Annotated in this window: 12 protein-coding genes and 3 tRNA genes; 7 read left to right on the top strand and 8 right to left on the bottom strand. The window is 43.6% G+C overall.

Going from position 1 to position 20,327, the window contains the following annotated elements; translation table 11 throughout:
- The first annotated feature begins 1 nt into the window (after window position 1).
- Window positions 2-802, top strand: coding sequence for a sugar/pyridoxal phosphate phosphatase YigL (gene yigL / locus AACQ81_RS15065; protein ID WP_237385594.1), 801 nt, complete (start codon window positions 2-4; stop codon window positions 800-802).
- Window positions 803-1,091: 289 nt separating this feature from the next.
- Here yigL and AACQ81_RS15060 read toward each other — a convergent pair whose 3' ends face one another.
- The 4 genes from AACQ81_RS15060 to rsgA form a co-directional block, all read right to left on the bottom strand.
- Window positions 1,092-1,892, bottom strand: coding sequence for a DUF1460 domain-containing protein (locus tag AACQ81_RS15060; RefSeq protein ID WP_443089514.1), 801 nt, complete (start codon window positions 1,890-1,892; stop codon window positions 1,092-1,094).
- A gap of 89 nt (window positions 1,893-1,981) precedes the next feature.
- Window positions 1,982-5,326 carry a miniconductance mechanosensitive channel MscM gene (gene mscM, locus AACQ81_RS15055; protein ID WP_237385592.1) on the bottom strand — a complete coding sequence of 1,115 codons (3,345 nt, stop codon included), beginning with the start codon at window positions 5,324-5,326 and terminating at the stop codon, window positions 1,982-1,984.
- Between the two features lie 46 nt (window positions 5,327-5,372).
- On the bottom strand, window positions 5,373-6,272 hold the full coding sequence (asd, locus tag AACQ81_RS15050; protein WP_237385591.1) for an archaetidylserine decarboxylase: 900 nt from the start codon (window positions 6,270-6,272) through the stop codon (window positions 5,373-5,375).
- A gap of 94 nt (window positions 6,273-6,366) precedes the next feature.
- Complete coding sequence (rsgA, locus tag AACQ81_RS15045; RefSeq protein WP_237385590.1) at window positions 6,367-7,425, bottom strand: small ribosomal subunit biogenesis GTPase RsgA; 1,059 nt, start codon at window positions 7,423-7,425, stop codon at window positions 6,367-6,369.
- A 110-nt stretch (window positions 7,426-7,535) separates the two neighbouring features.
- On the opposite strand from rsgA, the gene orn reads away from it, so the two are divergent.
- Both orn and AACQ81_RS15035 read left to right on the top strand, forming a co-directional pair.
- Entirely contained in the window at window positions 7,536-8,081 is a 546-nt protein-coding gene (gene orn, locus AACQ81_RS15040) for an oligoribonuclease (protein ID WP_092549674.1), read from the top strand.
- Window positions 8,082-8,277: 196 nt separating this feature from the next.
- A tRNA-Gly gene (locus tag AACQ81_RS15035) sits at window positions 8,278-8,353 on the top strand.
- Window positions 8,354-8,534: 181 nt separating this feature from the next.
- On the opposite strand, the gene AACQ81_RS15030 is transcribed toward AACQ81_RS15035, so the two are convergent.
- Both AACQ81_RS15030 and AACQ81_RS15025 read right to left on the bottom strand, forming a co-directional pair.
- Window positions 8,535-9,968, bottom strand: coding sequence for an NAD(P)/FAD-dependent oxidoreductase (locus AACQ81_RS15030; protein ID WP_237385589.1), 1,434 nt, complete (start codon window positions 9,966-9,968; stop codon window positions 8,535-8,537).
- Between the two features lie 621 nt (window positions 9,969-10,589).
- Window positions 10,590-12,029 carry an MFS transporter gene (locus AACQ81_RS15025; protein WP_237385588.1) on the bottom strand — a complete coding sequence of 480 codons (1,440 nt, stop codon included), beginning with the start codon at window positions 12,027-12,029 and terminating at the stop codon, window positions 10,590-10,592.
- Between the two features lie 389 nt (window positions 12,030-12,418).
- Between AACQ81_RS15025 and AACQ81_RS15020 the strand changes: the two genes are divergently transcribed.
- A tRNA-Gly gene (locus AACQ81_RS15020) sits at window positions 12,419-12,494 on the top strand.
- A 98-nt stretch (window positions 12,495-12,592) separates the two neighbouring features.
- Here the strand turns inward: AACQ81_RS15020 and AACQ81_RS15015 are convergent.
- The gene (locus AACQ81_RS15015) at window positions 12,593-15,961 is read right to left on the bottom strand and encodes an indolepyruvate ferredoxin oxidoreductase family protein (RefSeq protein ID WP_237385587.1); all 3,369 of its coding nucleotides are present in this window, start codon (window positions 15,959-15,961) and stop codon (window positions 12,593-12,595) included.
- A 385-nt stretch (window positions 15,962-16,346) separates the two neighbouring features.
- Between AACQ81_RS15015 and AACQ81_RS15010 the strand changes: the two genes are divergently transcribed.
- Window positions 16,347-16,422 (top strand) — tRNA-Gly (locus tag AACQ81_RS15010).
- Between the two features lie 75 nt (window positions 16,423-16,497).
- Here AACQ81_RS15010 and AACQ81_RS15005 read toward each other — a convergent pair.
- Window positions 16,498-17,400 carry a LysR family transcriptional regulator gene (locus AACQ81_RS15005; protein WP_237385586.1) on the bottom strand — a complete coding sequence of 301 codons (903 nt, stop codon included), beginning with the start codon at window positions 17,398-17,400 and terminating at the stop codon, window positions 16,498-16,500.
- A gap of 124 nt (window positions 17,401-17,524) precedes the next feature.
- On the opposite strand from AACQ81_RS15005, the gene AACQ81_RS15000 reads away from it, so the two are divergent.
- Together AACQ81_RS15000 and AACQ81_RS14995 are read left to right on the top strand one after the other, a co-directional pair.
- A complete protein-coding gene (locus tag AACQ81_RS15000) occupies window positions 17,525-19,036 on the top strand; it encodes an MFS transporter (RefSeq protein WP_237385585.1) in 1,512 nt (503 codons plus the stop codon).
- Between the two features lie 162 nt (window positions 19,037-19,198).
- Window positions 19,199-20,002: a 4-hydroxyphenylacetate 3-hydroxylase N-terminal domain-containing protein gene (locus AACQ81_RS14995; protein WP_237385584.1), complete on the top strand. Its 804-nt coding sequence runs from the start codon at window positions 19,199-19,201 to the stop codon at window positions 20,000-20,002.
- Window positions 20,003-20,327 lie beyond the last annotated feature (325 nt).

Here is a 20,327-nt window from a genome sequence, read left to right as displayed (position 1 = left end):
TATGTATCATGTTGTTGCTTCAGATTTAGATGGCACTTTGTTGTCTCCCGACCATAAATTAACGCCATATACCAAGGAAACGCTGAACTTGCTGACAAAACAAGGGGTTCATTTTATTTTTGCGACAGGGCGCCATCATGTTGATGTGGGGCAAATCCGGGATGGGGTGGGTATTGATGCTTATATGATCACCTCCAATGGAGCAAGGGTTCATAATACTCAGGATGAACTAGTATTCAGCCACAATTTAGATCCTGAGATAGCTCATGATTTATGCCTATTGGAATTTGATAATCCTGATGTTCTGACTAACTACTTTAACAATGATGATTGGCTGATGAATCGTGAAGAGCCTGAGCAAGAAGAGTTTTTTCAGGAATCAGTTTTCCATTACCAACTGTTCCAACGTGATAACTTCACGACAGATGGTGTATGCAAGGTTTATTACACCAGTGACGACCATGATTATTTAGTGGACTTGGAAGAGAGAATCAAAGCACGTTGGGGGGAAAGGGTAAATGTCAGTTTTTCACTGAGAAATTGCCTGGAAGTCATGGCGGGTAGTGTTTCCAAAGGCCATGCTCTGGAACAGGTTTGTCTATCTCTCGGGTATCAATTAACCGACTGCATTGCTTTTGGTGATGGTATGAATGATAAAGAAATGCTAAGTGTGGCAGGCAAGGGGTGCATTATGCAGGGCGCTCATCAGCGGCTGAAAGATATTTTACCGGATATGGAAGTTATTGGTTCCAATGCTGATGATGCAGTTTCTCGTTATCTGCGGAAAATGTACCAAGTTTGATGTTGATAAATTGAATTTACCCAATAAATTTCAGCATCAGTGAGAATACAACGCAATAGCTTGAAAAATTAAGGGAATAATCGATTGAAAACAGTATCCGACAGGATGCTGTTTCTTTTATTTGTGACAATAACGGCAACAGACGTCAACTTTGGCCATGTTTCACCCTTAAAAAGCCGGAGGCATATCATAGCAACTAACTATTTAATACATGACCGAATTTAGAGCTAGTCTGCAAAAATAACAGGATAAAATATCAGTAAAGGGCTTCATCAAAGCCCTTATTTAGCTATTTCGTTGCGCGTAAAATAATAACGCCTGGTTTAGAACTCATATATTTAATAAAAGGTGTATCTACGACTTTGTTATTTTTAGACAAAGATGAAGCATTACGATACAAAACTTGATTATCTTTTTTAATAACAATACCCGTATGAGAAACATCTAATCCATTTATTGGAGAATAAACACCTGCAAAATCTCCATCTTGCATATTATCAAGAACCTTTTGGTTTATTGCTTCCCCCGGAATATACGTTACCATACGAGGAGTGACCCCTAATCCTTTGATATATTCACTACCATCTGATTTTTGATTTAACAGTTTTTCTACTGTAATAGCATCAGGACTGAGCGTTGACGTAACATCAATTGCATTTCGTGGGGATACCGCATACCAATCTGTGAAAAAATGTTTTCGCTTATAATAGCTGACATCCGAATTCTTATAGCGCGTATTGACCAATGAATTAAGAAAAGAGGTTTCATTTGCTGATTTTGTCAGAGCGACGACATAATCAAGATATGTGAAACAATCAACGGCATCGAAATTAACAACGAGTGCTTCTTGCTGATCAGGACTTCCTATTAACGTATTAGCAAGATAGGGAGTCCCTAAAAATGAAGCTGATACACGATCAATCAATTCACCCTGAGTAAGATTTTTATTCGGTTTTATTTCACTATTAATAATATTATTGATTTTTTCTTTGGCACTATCACTTATCACTATGGGATAGCCTGGCTGATCATTTGAAGCACAAGAAATTAAAGAAAAAGCAAGCAGAACCAGTAGAGGTGATTTCATCATCTATTACCTAAAGTTGTTATTAACAACTTCATTAATATTGTAAATTATTTCAAATAGCAACTAAAATGTCATCAACATCTAGCGTCATTTTATAGTTCTCCTGGCTTACGTGGGGGATTGCGGCCCGAAATGTTGCTTGTAGAACTGCGGATTTCTTGCCCAAAAATATCGACACGCGCCTGAAATGGTGGGAATGGCAAAGTAATATCGTGTTTGTGGAATTCCTGCAAAATGTGTTGATGCACTTCATGGCGTGCAGGCATACGATGCCCCATTTCTGCGGCGTAAGCGCGCAATTCATAAACTTGAATGCCTTGCTGTAGATCCACTAAATAAACCTCCGGCATCGGATTATCCAGAATCAGCGGTGAGCTTTTGGCTGCGGCCATCAATATATCAGTGGCATTTGCTGATTCAATATCTACCGGAACAGGAATGGTCAGGACGATACGAGTGACCGTGTCAGACAGTGACCAGTTAATAAATTGTTCTGTAATGAATGCCCTGTTGGGAACGATAATTTCTTTTCTGTCCCAGTCAGACAGAGTAGTTGCCCGTGTATTAATCTTCGTGATGCTGCCTGTGAGACCCCGGATAGTCACGGTATCACCAATCCGGATCGGTTTTTCAAATAAGATGATCAGGCCGGAAATGATGTTGGCGAAGATCTCTTGTAAACCAAAACCAAGCCCGACCCCCATTGCTGCGATCAGCCACTGGAGTTTCGACCACTCAATGCCTACCAGCGAGAAACCAACCAGACCACCAACGAGAGTGATACTGTATTTAGTCAGTGTCGTAATGGCATAACCCGTACCCGGTGCCAGCTCCAAATGCTGTAAGAGAGCGAGTTCTAATAGTGCGGGAAGATTACGGACAAGCTGCGTAGTAATGATGATAACTAAGATCGCAATTAACACTGAACCCATAGTAATTGGCTGGACACTATCGACACCGTTGATGGTTGTGCTAACGTCCCAAAGCCGAATATTCTCAAGAAAAGAGAAGGCGGAATGCAATTCAGACCACAATAGAATAAGTGAAACGAGGGCAATCATCGTCAGGATCGAACGAACCAATCCCAACGACTGGGCACTGATTGCATCTAAATTGATGACGGGTTCTTCAACTTCGATTGAGCCTTCTACGCTGCTATTGATATTGGCTGAGTCTTCTTCACTTTTAGCACGTTGGGCCAATATCTCAGCGCGGCGCTGTTTGGCACGTTCAAAGGCAATTTTACGCCTTTGGATCAGCATCCATCGACGAATAATGTGGTAAATGACTAATAAGAAGAACCAAATGGCGACAGATGTTTCCAAACGTCCCAGCAGAGCTTGTGAGGTTTGCAGATAGCCGAGGATCGCAGCAAGTGCCGCCAATATTGGGGCAGAAAGCAGTATCCACCATAAAACGGAGCTAACGATATTTTCGCCTGAACCATGTTTATCCATATAAAGCGGGATACCGGCGCGTTTTAGGCTGCTGGTGACCAGACTCAGGGAAATACAGAGCATGATGAAACAGAGTCTGCCGAGGGTTGTGGTAAATTCCCGGTCGCTGTAATGATTAAAGGTGATCAGTGCCATCATGAGAGGCACGATCAGGAAAATGGAAAGACGATAAAAACGCATTGCCCGTTTTATGCGTTCTTCCGGCCACCGAAAATGGGCGATAAATAAGCCATTGGGATGGGCAAACGCTGCACTCAGCATAAAGACCCACAGGACCGGCGTTGTTTCACGTACACCATTGCCGATTGCATTAGCCATCGGATACTGCCAAGCATTTTGCAGGCCATAACCAATGGCTGACCAGAGCATTGGCAGTGGTAATGCCGCGACGATAGACCAAAAAACGGTACGTAAGGTCAGGGTGAAATGGTCTTGTGTTACTTTGCCGATACGGTTGCTGGAGCGCTCAAGAAAGGCATGGTATTGGCGATGTGAGCTAATACTGAAAATCACCAGCAGTAAAGTACCCACCAAATAGAGCAGGGTATCCTGTGTGGTCAGCATACTGTGGATTGCGCCACCCAGTTGCGAAAATGTATCCAGGGATAGCAGGCGTGTCAGATCTTGTACTACCTGCAACGGGTATTTCAGTGAAATGGGATTGACATCTGCAACCCAGAACAGATAACGGTGGGTCGCATCCTGTACTTCTTTTAGGGCATCATTTAACTGGCTGGTGGAGACTTTGAGCTTTGTTAGCTCCAGTATTTCGTTGTCATATCCTGAAAGCAGGGAACTTAACAGCTCTTTTCTTGTACGGATAAGTGAGTCATAGACTTGCTTTTGTGCCGGTGTCAGTGAGCTGTACGTTGGTGAATTTTGGTTGGTATCCCGTTGTAAATGTTCCAGCATTTCTTCATGTTTCAGCCTTTCGACTCGCAATTCGACAATACTTCTGTCAAGTTGCTGGGATTTCGGCATATCAGGAACACGGGTGACTTGGGCTCTTAATACTTCTCCTAGTGCGGTGGAATCACTCAGCCATTGTGCCTGCTCGCGGATGGTATTAAGCGTCTGGCGAACAGTCAGAATATCACTGGCGGCTTTGCGTTGCTGTGAGCTAATGGCATCCATACTTTGAGTTTGCTGGTTGAGCATTTGTGAGAGCTGGCGGTTTTGCTGAAGTTTATCTTGCAAAAACTGAGGGAGTTGCCCGCCACTTTGTTCCGCCAACATTTCGGTATGTTCAAGTGCTGATTCTGCTTTCTGCTGGCGTTGGCTATTTAACTGACTGCGCAGTTGCTGGAGTTTAAGATCCAGTCGTTGGTAGCGTTTTTTGAATAAGTCAGCGCGAACACGGGCAATTTCTTGTCGATTATTGGCAGAAAGCTGGGCTATTTCCAGTTCATTGGTTGCTGCCTTACGGGCATTGATCTCTGCCTGAGCCAGAGTCAATTGTGCTTCCGCCAATGGAGTAGAAGGAGAACCCAAAGATTGGAGACGGGAAATCGCCTCGGTCAGCAGACGTTTTGCCTCAACTTGTTGTTGAGGCAACTGATTAATGGAATCACTGATATCCCGGATCTTGTCTTGTTCTTGCTGTAATTGGCGTCCGTGTTCCAACAATTCGCTACTGGTCTGAATAATCTGTTGTTCCAGATTACTGATAGATTGATTGGCAGGAATAGGGGGAACAGTATCACTTTCAGCAATAATTTTCTGGCGAAGCTCTTTGATGATAGAAGGAAAATTATCAATCGACTGTTGATATTCCTGAGTACGCTCGTTGGCAGATTTTGTATCATTAACCCAATTTATAGCCCCTTGAAGTGATTGCGCGATTTCAGAATCATGAGAATTCTTATTGCCTTCAACCTGCTTCAGCTCTTTTTTCAGTTGGGTATCATCCAACTGTGTTATAGCGGCAAAAGCTGGATTTGCAATCAGCAAGCTGAGAAGTAAACTGATAATCAGGTGCACAATAAGGGGCTCCTTGGCTTTAAAATTCGCTGACGATATCTTTAATTCACTGATTCTCTGTATTCACAGTAGGTTCTTCTGTTGCCACTGCCTGAGCCATTAAGCCTCCCATGCGGGTTTGTGAACCACTGTATAAATTATTGGCAAAATGAATCTGATCGGAGGCAAACAGGTTGATGACAGTTGAACCGAGTTTGAAACGCCCCATTTCCTCTCCTTTTTTCAGGGAAACAGCACCTTCCTGACCCTCTGTTGGGTAAGTCCAGCGTTTGATAATGCCCTCACGCGGTGGTGTGACACAACCACTCCAGACGGTTTCTATACTGCCGACAATTGTCGCACCAACCAGAATTTGCACCATCGGTCCAAATTCTGTATCAAATAAACAGATGACACGCTCATTACGTGCAAACAAATTTGGAACATTTGCTGCTGTCAATGGATTGACTGAGAACAGATCGCCCGGGACATAGATCATCTCTTTTAGCACACCATCGCATGGCATATGGACACGGTGATAATCTTTTGGTGATAAGTAAGTCGTGATGAACTGACCGTTGCGGAACTGCTCTGCCAGTTGATACTGCCCTGCCAGCAGTGCTTCTACAGTGTAATAGTGGCCCTTGGCCTGAATAATTTGATCTTCACGGACAGCCCCAAGCTGGCTGACGGTTCCGTCTGCTGGCAGAGCCAATTGAGTGGTCTCATTGACGATAGGGCGTATGTCCTCTTTTAAAGGACGGACAAAGAACTCATTGAATGTTGAGTAAGCGGTGAATGAAGGATCTTTTGCTTCATTCATGTCTACTTTATAGGCTTTGGCAAAAGCCTTGATGACGAGCTGTGTCATCCAGCCCGCCTTTTTATTGGCAAACCAGCCCGCTAAATGTGTAATGCATTGTTTTGGCAGTAAATATTGTAACCTGATTTTAATATTATCCAGCACGTCAACCTCTTGGATTTTTTCTTGGCAAATTGGACAAAAGTCTACCATTGTACCTGCCATTGTTTTTAATGTCAGTGTATCGTTAATTATTGTCTTATTTCTGACTGTCTGTGAAATTTCGGCGTGGTTTAACCTGTGCCATACTTTCTAAGATCCGCTGATAATTCTCGAAACGTTCTTCTGCAATATCACCTCGATCCAATGCTTCTCTCAAGGCGCAGCCTGGATCATCTTGATGCTTGCAATCGCGGAATTTACATCTGCCAAGATATTGATGGAACTCAATAAAGCCTTGTGTAACTTGTTCTGGCGTTAAATGCCATAAACCAAATTCACGAACACCTGGAGAATCAATCACATCTCCGCCCAGAGGGAAATGGTAAAGACGTGCGGTGGTGGTGGTATGCTGACCGAGACCCGAATTGTCCGAGACTTCATTGACCAGAATATTTTCTGCATTATCCGGCAATAATGTATTGAGCAGGCTTGATTTCCCAACACCTGATTGCCCCGCAAAGATACTGATTTTATCAGCCAGCAGTGAGATGAGTTCAGGGATACCTTCTCCGGTATAGCTCGAAACTTCCAATACGCGATAGCCGATATGACGGTAAATATCCATGACGCTGTTAACCCAGTCACGGCTTTCTGCATCCAGTAAATCAATTTTGTTGAGGACGATCAAAGGCTCGATATTGAGTGTTTCACAAGCAACTAAATAACGATCGATAATATTCAGGGAGAGTTCCGGCAAGATAGCGGAAACAATCACGATTTGGTTGATATTTGACGCAATGGGTTTGATGCCATCGTAGTAATCGGGGCGTGTAAGAACAGAGGTACGTTCATGAACTGCTTCGACTATCCCATTAACTTTGACATCAGATTGGAGTTGTAGCACAGGGCGCCATACAACGCGATCGCCTGTGACTAATGAACGGATTGTTCTTCTGATATTGCAACGCTGTATGGAAGCATCATCGGCTTCGATATCGGCATGTTGCCCAAATCGGCTGATTACCAGGCCTTCCTGCGGCTCACCAAACTGGCTGTCATCCATTTCTGGTTTATTGGTCTCAGCCTTGTTCAGCCTACGCTGATGGTTGGCTTGTACACGGCGTTGCTGCCCTTTGGAGAGTTTATTTTTAGCCACCGAACCTCACTTATTTCATCTATCTTGCTGATTATCGCTGTGAGTGATCAAAAACGTTATGATACATCACGGATACAGACTACCTGTTTTGAAGGAAACTAGGATATATCATGTCAAAAAGTGAGAACAATCTTATCTGGATAGATTTAGAGATGACTGGGCTAGATCCAGAGCGTGATCGCATAATTGAAATTGCGACCATTGTTACCGACCCGGAATTGAATATCCTCGCGGAAGGCCCTGTTATCGCGGTACACCAGTCCGATGAGCAACTGGCATTGATGGATGACTGGAACGTACGGACACACACAGCCAGTGGGTTGGTGGAACGAGTAAAGCAGAGCCAGTGTGGTGATGAGCAAGCAGAAAAAGCCACCATTGCTTTTCTGGAACAATGGGTGCCGGCAGGAAAATCTCCGATTTGTGGCAATAGTGTGGGGCAGGATCGTCGTTTCTTGTTCCGTTATATGCCTGAATTGGAAAAATATTTTCACTATCGCTACTTGGATGTCAGTACGCTTAAAGAATTGGGTCGTCGCTGGAAGCCTGAGATGCTATCTGGTTTCAGTAAGAAAAACACCCATCAGGCATTGGATGACATTCGGGAGTCTATTGCTGAGTTAGTGTATTACCGAGAGCATTTTATCCAGAAATAAAAGGTCGGGCGTGGTACAAATTCGTATCTAAGTCGTCTCTGTGTTGATGATTAAGCTGATAATTTGCTGATTTAATCATCATCCAGAGAGAAAAAATGATTTTTTGTGTTTTAGGGCTTGCCAGAAGAATAATTCCTCGTATAATGCGCTCCCCGTACCGGAGAAAATTTCTAAAGTACAGCACACCAAAATTTAAGCGGGAATAGCTCAGTTGGTAGAGCACAACCTTGCCAAGGTTGGGGTCGCGAGTTCGAGTCTCGTTTCCCGCTCCAAATCTTATCTCGATTTATGATTTTATCTCTTCCTTAGCCACAGTCACCAAAGCCTTAAGCAAATTCCCTGAAATAACTGTGAATGCATATCGATTCGAGGAAAAGATAGCGTGCATGGTAAATTACGCACGCTACCTCCGGTTATGCTATTTAATGCATCTAAATAGGCATTGCTTATTATTTATGACCAAACGTCATAGTACTCTAGCAAGCGTTTTTTAATCTTGTCATCGTAGTGAGAGAAAGCGATAACCTCCGGAGGTGGTGTAAAGTGGGGGTGGAGAGAATTCACCAAACTCTCATAACGGTGTAACAGCCCTTCCTGAATCACCGGTTCCCAATTCGGTTTGATATCCCAAAGGCATTCATAACCCATGCCCAGCATCTGCGACGTAGTTTCTTTTGCTACCACGTCTCGGGAAAGGCCGGCTAATGGTGCCCGTATAGGGGTAAAATCACTGAGATCGATATCCGCATTGCTTTCCCCATATATTGCATTGGCGATATAGTCAGCCAGTAAGGGGGATTGGTGCAGCCCATCCCGATAAGTGCCGGTCACAAGCCAGAGTCCATCTATTCCACATTCTCCAATAAGCGGAAAACCATCTGCCGATATTGGTCTATTGCCTACTTGGATTGAGACTATCTCAGAATAGTACAAATCTGTATGGAGCTGTTCAACCGCACACTCAAGCAGGAACTGTACATCTGATACGGCTGCTTGAGTCCGGGGATTATTTTTTAAGATATTGGTTGCGCCGATATATAAAATACCGTCATTTCTTGGTACGCAATGCAAACCACATGCGAACGCACGATTAGGTGTCCGAATGACGGATGATGGCAATTCCATGCCTTCTGGAAGTTTAAGTAATATGGAAATGCCGTTGCCTGAAAATAGCGGTGGAATTCGTTTTGTGATGTCTGGCATATCAGCAAGGATATCGAGTGAGTGCACACCTGCCGCTATAACGACTTTATCGGCCAAAATCGTTTCGCCATCCTCAAGTTCAACGCCAGTAATAATTTTATCTTTTGATAGAACACGCTTGGCATTTTTTGCGATGATAGTTCCCCCTTCGGCTACAAAAGCAGAATCCAGCACATCGAGCAGCAGATGGGAATTTACGGCGTGTTCATCGGGGATGTAAAGACTCATTAACGGCCGAACAAGTTCGTTGGGTTTTAACCAAGTAATTTGTTTAGGGGCAACCGTTTCATAAGGTTCGTTATAAGTGGTCAGAACATCTTCGATTGCATGAAAATTATCAGTATCTATTTCGTCTGTTCCGGCAGTATTAAGAATGACATGTGTTCCTTGTGCAGTAAAAAGTGATTGATGATTGCCGGATGAGTCTGCGAGTCTTTTAGCCCATTGTGGCCATCGTTTTTTGGCGTTGAAATCCATACTGACTTTCAGCTTTCCATGCTGGCTTGCTATTAGACCTGTCGTGACTTCACCAAAACAGCCATTCATGGCCCCTGCCGCATTGGAAGCGGCATTACTTCTATCCAGACTACCGACGCGGCAGACTGAATACTTTCTGCTGGCGAGTTCATAGGAAATCGAACTGGAGATTGCACCTGAGCCTACAACAATTACATCGTATTTCATGATATTGCTCCTTATAAATTCCCGTCGCGGGTTTTGAAACAGCCATTTGTACACATTCTCTGCGTAGCAATGGCAACAAGGCATTCTCAAGTACGATTCTCTAGAACTGTTTTTTTTACCTTTAACATATAAATATTCAAAATTTTGATTGAATAATATGTGGGCATGTTTGAGTCTGTCAACTTGATGTTTTCATCTATGTGGTACGTGAATTGTTTAATTTTATTTCATTGAATTTAAAGTGTTTATTGTTGTTTTTTTCTGTTTTATTATTGTTTTATGATTGGTAATGTAGTGGGTGTTATACAGTTTTATAATTCAATAAATAAATTGAATTTTATAATTAATGAGGGAGGAAGGGGACATTCTCCAGTTCATCAGGATAGAGAACAAATTTAAGAGTAAATTTTTTAATATGATGAAACCGTTTTGGGGCAGCCAGTACTGAATTAGCTTAAAGTGCGGAATTTTTTTATTTACGCAATGATTTCAAGAAGGTGTTATCACGTGAGATCAAATAGCCAATATCTGCAACAGTGACGCCAAACACCTCCATCAACGATGGCATCATACCCACGACCATAAATTCAGAGGCCGTGAGTATGAATATCGTCTTGAACTTTATTCATGGCGAGGTTTGCCTAATACGACAGAACTTCGTCTTGTAAGCAAAAGCGCTATCAACGCTGCAATAGCATAAGCCGCAGCAGCAGTTCCGAATGCCCATATGTAGCCATCAACGGTATCTATTTGTGTTGCGGCCACAGCCATTAATGCTGAAAGACCAACGGTTGGGCCGAGTTCCATGGCTGTATTCATGACCCCGCCGGCAAGTCCTGCCTGATGCTGTGGCACATTCATTGTAGAAAGTACGGCAGCGCCTGCAAAAGCAAGTGACATACCGATTGCTACCAAAATTAGACTTGGCAGTAATCCAGCAATATAAGTCGTATTTCTATCAATACCAACCAACAATCCAAAACCGAGCGCAGAGATTAGTAGACCAGCACTCGTCATTCGTGCTGCTCCGATGCGACCAACCAGAGGCGCTGCCATTTTTCCTGTCGCGATGAGTGCGATTGCGAACGGCAGGAATGCGGTGGCGGTCATCAATGGTGTCCATCCCAACTCTTGCTGGAGATAGAGTGATAAAATAAAGTTGATAACACCCGATCCAACGGCAGCAAGGAACATGCCAAACAACCCGGTGAGACGGTATCGTTCAAAAACAAATCCCGGTGGAAGAAGCGGGTCACGGACAAGACGTTCGATCAAAGCAAAGGCAATTAATAAGCCAATACCAGTCAGCAGAGGGGTCAGCACGACTGATGATGTCCATGGGTGATCGCCTGTTAATATCAGTCCATAGCTACTTAAGGAAATGCCGAATGTGGCAAGTATCGCACCAATCAGATCCAGTTTAGGCCGATGTTGTTGAGACTCATCAATGCCGGCTGGAAGTATGCGAATGCTTATTAAGCCAATGATTGAAACGATAACCGGAACAGCAAACATCCATCGCCAGGAAATCCAGGTTGTTACTACCCCTGAAAGAATAAATCCTGAGACGGCACCGAGAACAGAAACGCCACCCCACGTCGCCATTGCCCGGCCAAAAGCTCTGGGTTCTGGGAACAACGCCCGCAGTACTGCCATTGCTGCTGGTGCTATCAGGGCACCACCCACTCCTTGAGCAAAGCGCATGGCGACAAGCACTTTGAAACTGGGGGCAATGCCGGCAATAACGGAGGATATACCGAAGATAAATAAACCAATAGCTAACATCCGTCGGCCCTGAAATCTATCTGCCAACCGCCCACCAAAAAGTAGCAAGCCACTGAATGGGAGCCCGTAGGCAGCGAGTACAAGAAGTAAATCGGCAGGTGTGATATTGAATTCTATCGCGATTTTTGGAAGTGGAACGGTGATCAATGCAATTGTGAAGATCAACGTGGTTTGAACGATCGCCAGGATCGTGAATGCCGGACGCTGAGTACTATTTTTGGGTATTGTTGGTTGCGATTGATCGTTGTTTCTGGATGGCAAATTATTTGGCGACATTATGCAAACTCCTGATTGACAAAGACGCAGTATAAAACACGATGACTTCACCAAAATAACACATTCAATTTAATGATTGAATGACAGATTAATATGACTTTGCCTTTTCGTCAATGACTAGTAACCAAGGCTATTTCGTGTATAAATAACGTACAACAATGGAGCTGCATTGGGGGAAGAAAGGATATCTATTGTGTTAGTTAGAGTGTATTTTGAGCGTTTGGAATTTGATTGTACTCAAAGTACTTGCCATGGTTACCAAACAAAGCCATAATAGCGCCCATCTTGAAGTCCTGTTATATAAAAATATTGTTAATCAATGAGTTAAAGTGATTATAATAAAATTTCTGATATAGGGATAGTTAAGGCTGGTAGCAGCCATCAATGATGCGGGAATAGCTCAGTTGGTAGAGCACAACCTTGCCAAGGTTGGGGTCGCGAGTTCGAGTCTCGTTTCCCGCTCCAAATTCAGGACGGTAGATTTTATTGAAGTCTGCAAGTCATAGGAAAAAGCGCCGAAAGGCGCTTTTTTCGTTATCAACCAATAGATTATCAGTCTGTTTTTATAATGCTTTCAGCAACTCTTCTTTACTTACCAACATGTGTTGTATCGCTTTTTGCTTCACATGACCAAAACCCCGCACCTGATTGGGGAGTTCCGCGAGCTGCTGACAGATTGCCAAATTATTGCGATCCATTTTTTCAATCAGAAAATCAATCAGTCGTTCATATTCAAGCAGTAAATTCCTTTCCTGCTTACGCTCTTCTTGATAGCCAAAAAGATCGAAAACAGTACCGCGAAGTGGTTTACATGCGGCTAAAAAGCGGAATAAAGGAATGATCCATGAGCCATACTCTCGTTTTCCACGTTGCCCTGTTCGTGGATCTTTACGGCTTAAAAGAGGAAGGCTGAGGTGAAAACGAATATTGTCTACATTATCAAATTTTGAGCGGAGCTTATCGAAAAAACCTGTTTTGACATAGAGGCGGGCAACTTCATACTCATCCTTATATGCCATCAGCTTGAATAAGTTTTCAGCAATGGATTTAGTAATCTCTTCTGCATTAATCTGCTGGGCGACCATTTGAACCTGAGCTATGCGGCTGAGATAACGCATGGCATAGCGTTCATTTTGATAATCAACCAGCAATTGATATCGGTTCATAATGAGGTCGTCTAGACTTGGTATGTTTTCTGAAGGATAAATATTAATATTATTCAACAAGATATCTGGATTTTCCGCAGCGATGCGGCCTATATGGAAAGCCCGCCGGGCATTATTAGCTGAGTGCCCCAATTCTTGAATCGCTCTGTCGATAGAAGATAACGCGAGTGGGAGTTTGCCTAGCTGCCAGGCATAACCGATTAAGATGATATTTATTTGATCCCTGTCTCCCACTAGGTGGGTTGCCATCATCTCCGCATCAATGGAACGTAATGTTTGGATGTGTTGGTTAAGGGTATTTAGCATTTTGGGCTGATCCAAATCCAACATAGGAGCTCGAAGCATTGTACCGATTTGAGTTTCATGAGTATTCAGTATGCATTTTGTTGAACCTCTTGACATCACTTCCAGTGAGTTCTGCCCTGTTGCGGCAACTAAATCAGCCGCAATAACCAAATTGGCGCGTCCCCGATCAATTCTGACCTGGTGTAGTTTATTCGCATCACGACTCAATCGGACATGAGTGATGGCTTCTCCTCCTTTTTGAGCAAAGCCGGTAAAATTCAGTAAACTGACGGCACAATTATCTAACTGAGCGGCGTTTGCAAGTAGATGCCCGGCGGTAACGATTCCTGTACCACCGATACCAACCAGCAGAATTTCATAAGGTTTTTCCGCACTAGCGAGTGTCGGCAGTGGTAATGTGGGAATAATTTTATCTAAATCTGCCTGTGAAATGATTTTGCTGAGGTCAGAGCGTGGATTAGCATTTTCGACAGTGATAAAACTGGGACAAAACCCTTTCAGACAAGACAAGTCTGAGTTGCAAATATGCTGATCTATCTCGCGCTTAGTCCCTAAAGATGTTTTGACTGGAATGACGGCAAGGCAATTCGATTGTATCTGGCAGTCACCACATCCCTCACAAACCAATTCGTTAATGACGGCACGGCGTACTGCTTTTGGTTCCAGACCCCGTTTTCTTTTGCGGCGCAGTTCTGTAGCACAGGTTTGATCATAGATAATCACTGTTACGCCAATGATCTCTCTAAAGCGTTTCTGCACATCTTCAAGATAATCCCGCCCATAAAGTTTCACTTGGGCAGGAAAGATATTTTTTCCTTTATATTTATTAAGCTCATTTGTTACGACTGCGACTTCCTTCACTCCTTCAGCAAGCATCAAGGAAACAATTTGCGGTATGCTGATACTTCCATCCAGAGGTTGCCCACCCGTCATTGCCACGGCATCATTAAACAGTAATTTATAAGTAATGTGGATGCCGGCGGCTACTGATTGGCGAATGGCTAAATGACCGGAATGAAAATAGGTGCCATCGCCTATATTCTGAAATACATGCGAACGGTTAACAAAAGGAGAATGCCCCATCCAGTCAATACCTTCTCCCCCCATCGGCAGGAGACCGCTTCCCGTATTACGATCCATCCAGGCTGCCATGACATGACACCCAATACCAATTTGGGCTTGGCTTCCTTCTGGCAAGCGGGTTGAAGTGCTATGGGGACACCCTGCGCAGAAATAAGGCGTGCGTTTTGGTAAAGACGTATCGTGCGGAGTGATGGCAGACGACCATTCCAGAGGAATGGAGAGAAATAGATTAAACTGCTGTAACCATCCGGCCAACGGAGCCGCTACTCGGGAAGGGCGTAATTCAACATCTGCGGGCAACAGTTTTTGGCCAAAATGGTTATACTTACCTATTAATCTGACATTTTTTTGTAAATTAACCAAATGATGGGCGAGCAACATTTCGACGACAGCCATTTTTTCTTCAATGACAAAAATATCGGTGGTTTGTGCCGCTAGCTCAATGAGAAGCGGGGATAAAGGATAAACCAGACGGACATGAAGCAAAGCAATGCCTTTTTGTGCCAGTTCGGAAGGAGTTAGGCCTCCGGCCCGCAAAACTTCCATGACATCTTGGTGGGCTTTGCCAACCGTGACCAATAGGGCTTGCGGGCGTTCGCAGGGAGCAAGAAGGAAGTCGATAGGGTTAAGTTTGGCAAAATCTTCAATAGCTTTAAGTTTGTAGGCCAAGCGTTTCTCTAGTTGTAGGCCGGGGAGATCAGGCCAACGCCAGTGTAGCCCATCAGGGCCGGGATCGACTTGGGGAATTTTATAATCAGGGAGTGGCTTGCTTTCTCTGACCGCACCACTTTCTACGACTTCACTGATTGCCTTAAATCCTATCCATGCACCACTTATGCGTGATGCAGCCCAGCCCCATAAGCCGACATCAAGGTAATCAGCAACCGATGCCGGATGCAGGATAGGCATACTCCACGCCACTAAACTGAGGTCAGACTGGTGGGACATTGAGGAGGAGACACAACCGTGGTCATCCCCGAGAATCACCAATACCCCGCCGTGTGGTGAGGAACCATAGGCATTGCCATGTCTTAGGGCATCACCAGAACGATCGACCCCCGGCCCTTTGCCATACCACATTCCGAAGACACCATTAACTTGTCTGTCGGGGTCGGATTCTACTTTTTGCGTGCCTACCAGTGCATTTGCCGCGAGATCTTCGTTGATCGCAGGTTGAAAGCGAATATTGGCCCGAATAAGTTCTTTACTGTGTTGCCATAATACTTGGTCTAAACGGGCCAGGGGAGAGCCTCGATAGCCTGAAACAAAACCTGCTGTGTTGAGATTGTTGAGTTCATCCAGCTCAGCTTGAGTGAGCAGAAGGTCAGCCAGAGCTTCAGTGCCTGTGACAAATTTAGATTGATAATATCGAGCCATGTTTTTGACCCTCTCTGAAGAGAATAATTATCTAATTTTTAATCAAAATTGATGCTAATCTATTTCCTTAAAATACTTACGACAAGCATAAATCTTATTAGATGTTATCTATTTGTTTACTTAATGTTGTTTTTTGTGATGTCGGTCTATTCTAGATTGCTGTTGGAAGCACGTGTGTGCTTTTTGTATCAGTATGGGGAGAATATCTTTTGAGCGTTTAGTGCGGAGATGCAAGTAAAGGGCTTGCCATCTTATCTGAACATGTTCATAATAGCGCGCATTCCTGATATGTAGGCTAAAATAATTGTCTTGTTGTTCATACGGTTAACAAGCATTTTGTAATCAACATTCGGAATATCTCAGGCTAAGATTAGCCGTCAGCGACGCGGGAATAGCTCAGTTGGTAGAGCACAACCTTGCCAAGGTTGGGGTCGCGAGTTCGAGTCTCGTTTCCCGCTCCAGTTCATGAAATCCAAAACTCCATTTACTTCAGAAATTTCCTTCAAGACTCATTTTCTTCAAGACTTAAACCAGTGTCATACCTGTTCCTCTATTTCTTTCCAACACAGCACGAGCCAATCCATTAATGCAGATATCTTGCTAGGAACATAGTGGCTTTTTATTCTTACCAAGTGGACAGGTAATTCTGGAAATTGCCAGTCAGGTAACAGTCTGACTAATTTTCCGCTGAGAATGTCTTCATTGAACAGCCAGGCAGGGCCTGCGTTAATTCCCGCTCCGAGGCAGACAGCTTGATAAATGGCTCCAGCATTATTCAGGTAAAAATTGCCGGATAACTCCACCTGTTCTGTCACATGATCGCGGTGAAATAGCAGGCGGGTAGGATGGGAATTTTGATAGAGCGAATAAATAATCGACTTATGATGGCTCAGGTCTTGTGGATGCACCGGAGTACCGTGTTTTTGCAGGTATTCAGGGCTGGCGCATAATACTCCGACCATATCACCCAATTTTTTGGCAACCAAAGAAGAAGCGGGTAATTTTCCGATACGTATAGCAAGATCAATCCCTTCATGCCGGAGATCCATACATTTATCTGAAAGCACTAAGTCAAATATAATATCGGGATGTTGATGCTGAAAAAGCGTCAGCCACTGCGTGACATAGCGCTCCCCCAAATTGACTGGCGCTGTTATTTTGATTTTACCAGCTAATGATTTATTGCTAATATCACTCAATATGCCATCCATTTCATTCAATAAGGGGCGCATCTGCTCATATGCCATAGTTCCGGCCGTCGTTAGGCTGAGTTTTCGAGTTGAACGGTTAATCAATTGAACTTTTAGCTGATGTTCAAGGGCTGCCAAACGTCGACTGGCAACAGATGGGTCTAATCGCAAGTCTTTTGCTGCTTTTGTCAGGCTTCCTCTCTCGACAATACGAAAAAAGAGATGCCAGAGTGTCAGATCATAATTCATGCTATTTCCGCAATTTATATTTGAGTATCTAGCAATATTATTGCCGATATTACATAAGTAAAATCATACTATCTAGAGGCATTTCTTTAAAAGGTTGCCTGAGACATATTGCGGAGAACATGGCATGCAGATGGTGGAGAAGAAATCATGGAGTCGCTATTGGGTCTTAGCGGCTGTTTGCATGGCAGGGCTGATTTTACCTTTGGAATATACAGGCCCCGCCGTCGCTTTACCTGCGATCCAAGCTGAACTGGGAGGTAGCGGAATTGCGTTGTCCTGGGTCATTAATGCTTTTGCCTTAAGTTTTGGTAGTGCCGTGATGGCGGCCGGGGCGTTGGCTGATCAGTATGGGCGCAAGAAGATGTTTGTGATCGGCATAGCAGGCTTTACTCTATTCTCTGTCGTCGTCAGTATCGCTAACAATGTGGTCTTTCTTGATCTAGTGCGTGGTGTTCAAGGGTTTTTTGCAGCTTTAACTATGGCGGGAGGAAATGCTTCTCTGGCGCAAGAATTTGAAGGAAGAGCAAGAACCAAGGCGTTTGGTTTGCTGGGAACGGCCTTCGGTGCCGGATTGGCATTCGGGCCTGTAATCTCAGGAGTTTTAGTCGAGACTCTGGGCTGGCGTTCTGTTTTTCTATTGGGGGCTGTATTTGGTGGAGTTGCACTGATAATCGGTGGTCTTTATATGCGGGACTCGCGTGATCCCGATGCAGCTAAACTTGATATTAAAGGGCTACTGAGTTTTACGGCATTTCTGGTATTGCTAACATTTGGCATCATGCAGATTCCACAGAGTGGCATAGGTAGTCTCCCTGTTATATTACTGCTCAGTACCGCAGTAATTATGTTGGCTATTTTCATTGTCTGTGAGCTAACCCATGCGCGCCCAATGTTGGATATCTCCCTTTTCCGGTTCAAAAAATTTGTTGGAGTGCAGTTTTTACCTTTGGCAACCGCAGTTTGCTTTATTGTATTACTGATATTGTTTCCGATTCGTCTGATTGGGATTGAGGGTTACAGCGCAATTGAGGCAGGTAAGATGATGATTGCTCTATCGGCCCCAATGCTTTTTGTTCCTTTTCTGGCGGCATTACTGACCCGTTGGATTTCATCACCGATACTTTCTTGCATGGGCTTATTATGCGCAGCGATTGGTCTGGCATGGTTAGCAAATATGCCCGTTGGAACCGAACCGACAATGTTAATGCTCCCATTGCTTCTCATTGGTGTTGGTACGGGTTTTCCTTGGGGATTAATGGATGATCTTTCAATCCGGGTCGTTCCGATTGAACGGGCGGGAATGGCGACGGGTATTTTCACTACCATGCGGGCTTGTGGTGAAGCGATATGTGTAGCGGGAGGATTGGCAATGTTGAATTTCCTTCTGCATATGGGGTTGGGACAGGCTTCCCAACAATCTTCAAGCGTAATTTCGACTGCGGCGAATAATCTGACAACAGGGAACTTTGAGAGTGCCAAAGGATTATTCAGTAGTTTATCAACACAGGAGCTAATGAGCATTTATAGTGGTTCTTTCAGTATCCTAATTTATACCCTGATGGGAATAACATTATTTGCAGCTGCTATTTGTTTTGTGACTTTGAGAAATGATCGAATAGCTGTACATTCTAATTAGTGTGGATGTAATAAAATTTTTATAAAAATAAAGTGTTTGATAAAAATTTGGCTGGGGGTGTTATTATGAATACAAATCCAACTCTATTAGTAAATAAACCATATTGTGCTCCAAAACTTATTCCGTTATCAGATGTGTTATCGTCTTATGAATTAATTAGGCTTGGCAACATTACTTTCGGATTCAGCAGAGGCTATCTTATTTAATGTATTCGATAAGTACGCTTTATTTTGCCAGCGTTGGGAACAGCATCGATTGCCTATGACGGTAGATGAGAACTTACGTTTGTGGGGGCAATTGCAACAAGCTGGTCGTTTAGCTAGTGAAAGTATTGAAACGCTTTTCCGAAGTGCTGGCTCATCGGCAGCATTAAAATTTAAAAATGCGATCAGAACGGTTGCTGGTCTATACGATTACCAGAAAGATAATTTTGAGAAAATGACTTTCCTAACAAAATCGGGTAATCGAATAGGGCGGTATTGGGAGTTTCCGACAACAGCCCAGAAGCTAATAGAGCGAGGCCAAATTGCCTATGATTGGGCTATGCAGGGAGCTGGCTGGATAGGAAGGAGTCCTGATCATGTTTCGTCTGCGTTGGTTGGGATGATGACTCACATTGATGTATTTGAATCCTATTCACAAGAGCGTGCGGATGCTTTGAGAAATTACTTTGCCCATGTGAGTGAGAAAGATTTATACCTGACCTATGCTCTAGTGAATCCACAGGGTGATCGTTCAAAGACACCTGGTGAACATTCCCAAAATATCTATCATACTCTGGGGTTGGTGGAAAAAGTCAGGCTGATGAAACTGGTTTGGGATTCGGTTGGTTCAGAGTTTGCGTCAAGACACCTGCAATATGAAATGTTTTATTCTGGTTCGCATTTTGCCACTTTTAATCGTTTTTATGATCGTTATGATTGGAAATTTTCGAAAGCATTAATTAAAAGTATCAAGGAACCCTAGTCTTATTTTTTGTTTTTTTCACTTTATTTGTGAGGATAAAAGTGCTGACGGGTGATGTTGGCACTTTTTCCTATATTATTGTGCTTGGAACTATATTTGAGCATCTTGAATTGTAATAAATCGGATTTAAACTATCACCTCCTTCGATTAAACTAACTGACTTGTTATTAGCTATCATGATAGCACAGGAATTTGATATCGCTTTTCAGGCAGATCCACAGGAATATATTTCAGTGTGTTGAAAAGTAAAATTTTTGTTAGCACTGGGAAGATAATGTTCTCCATGAACTTCACTGAGAATCTGCGTCTGTAGAATAATGACAAT

The sequence above is a fragment of the Xenorhabdus sp. Sc-CR9 genome, from assembly GCF_963897815.1.
Classification (GTDB): Bacteria; Pseudomonadota; Gammaproteobacteria; order Enterobacterales; family Enterobacteriaceae; genus Xenorhabdus.
The sequence above is the reverse complement of the archived record's forward strand: the minus strand, read 5'-3'. Positions and strand labels throughout refer to the sequence as shown.

Coding starts and splice junctions, on each gene's coding strand:
- yigL (WP_237385594.1), top strand. CDS start 2: ATGTATCATGTTGTTGCTTCAGATTTAGATGGCACTTTGTTGTCTCCC.
- AACQ81_RS15060 (WP_443089514.1), bottom strand. CDS start 1,892: ATGATGAAATCACCTCTACTGGTTCTGCTTGCTTTTTCTTTAATTTCT.
- orn (WP_092549674.1), top strand. CDS start 7,536: ATGTCAAAAAGTGAGAACAATCTTATCTGGATAGATTTAGAGATGACT.
- AACQ81_RS15030 (WP_237385589.1), bottom strand. CDS start 9,968: ATGAAATACGATGTAATTGTTGTAGGCTCAGGTGCAATCTCCAGTTCG.
- AACQ81_RS15025 (WP_237385588.1), bottom strand. CDS start 12,029: ATGTCGCCAAATAATTTGCCATCCAGAAACAACGATCAATCGCAACCA.
- AACQ81_RS15015 (WP_237385587.1), bottom strand. CDS start 15,961: ATGGCTCGATATTATCAATCTAAATTTGTCACAGGCACTGAAGCTCTG.
- AACQ81_RS15005 (WP_237385586.1), bottom strand. CDS start 17,400: ATGAATTATGATCTGACACTCTGGCATCTCTTTTTTCGTATTGTCGAG.
- AACQ81_RS15000 (WP_237385585.1), top strand. CDS start 17,525: ATGCAGATGGTGGAGAAGAAATCATGGAGTCGCTATTGGGTCTTAGCG.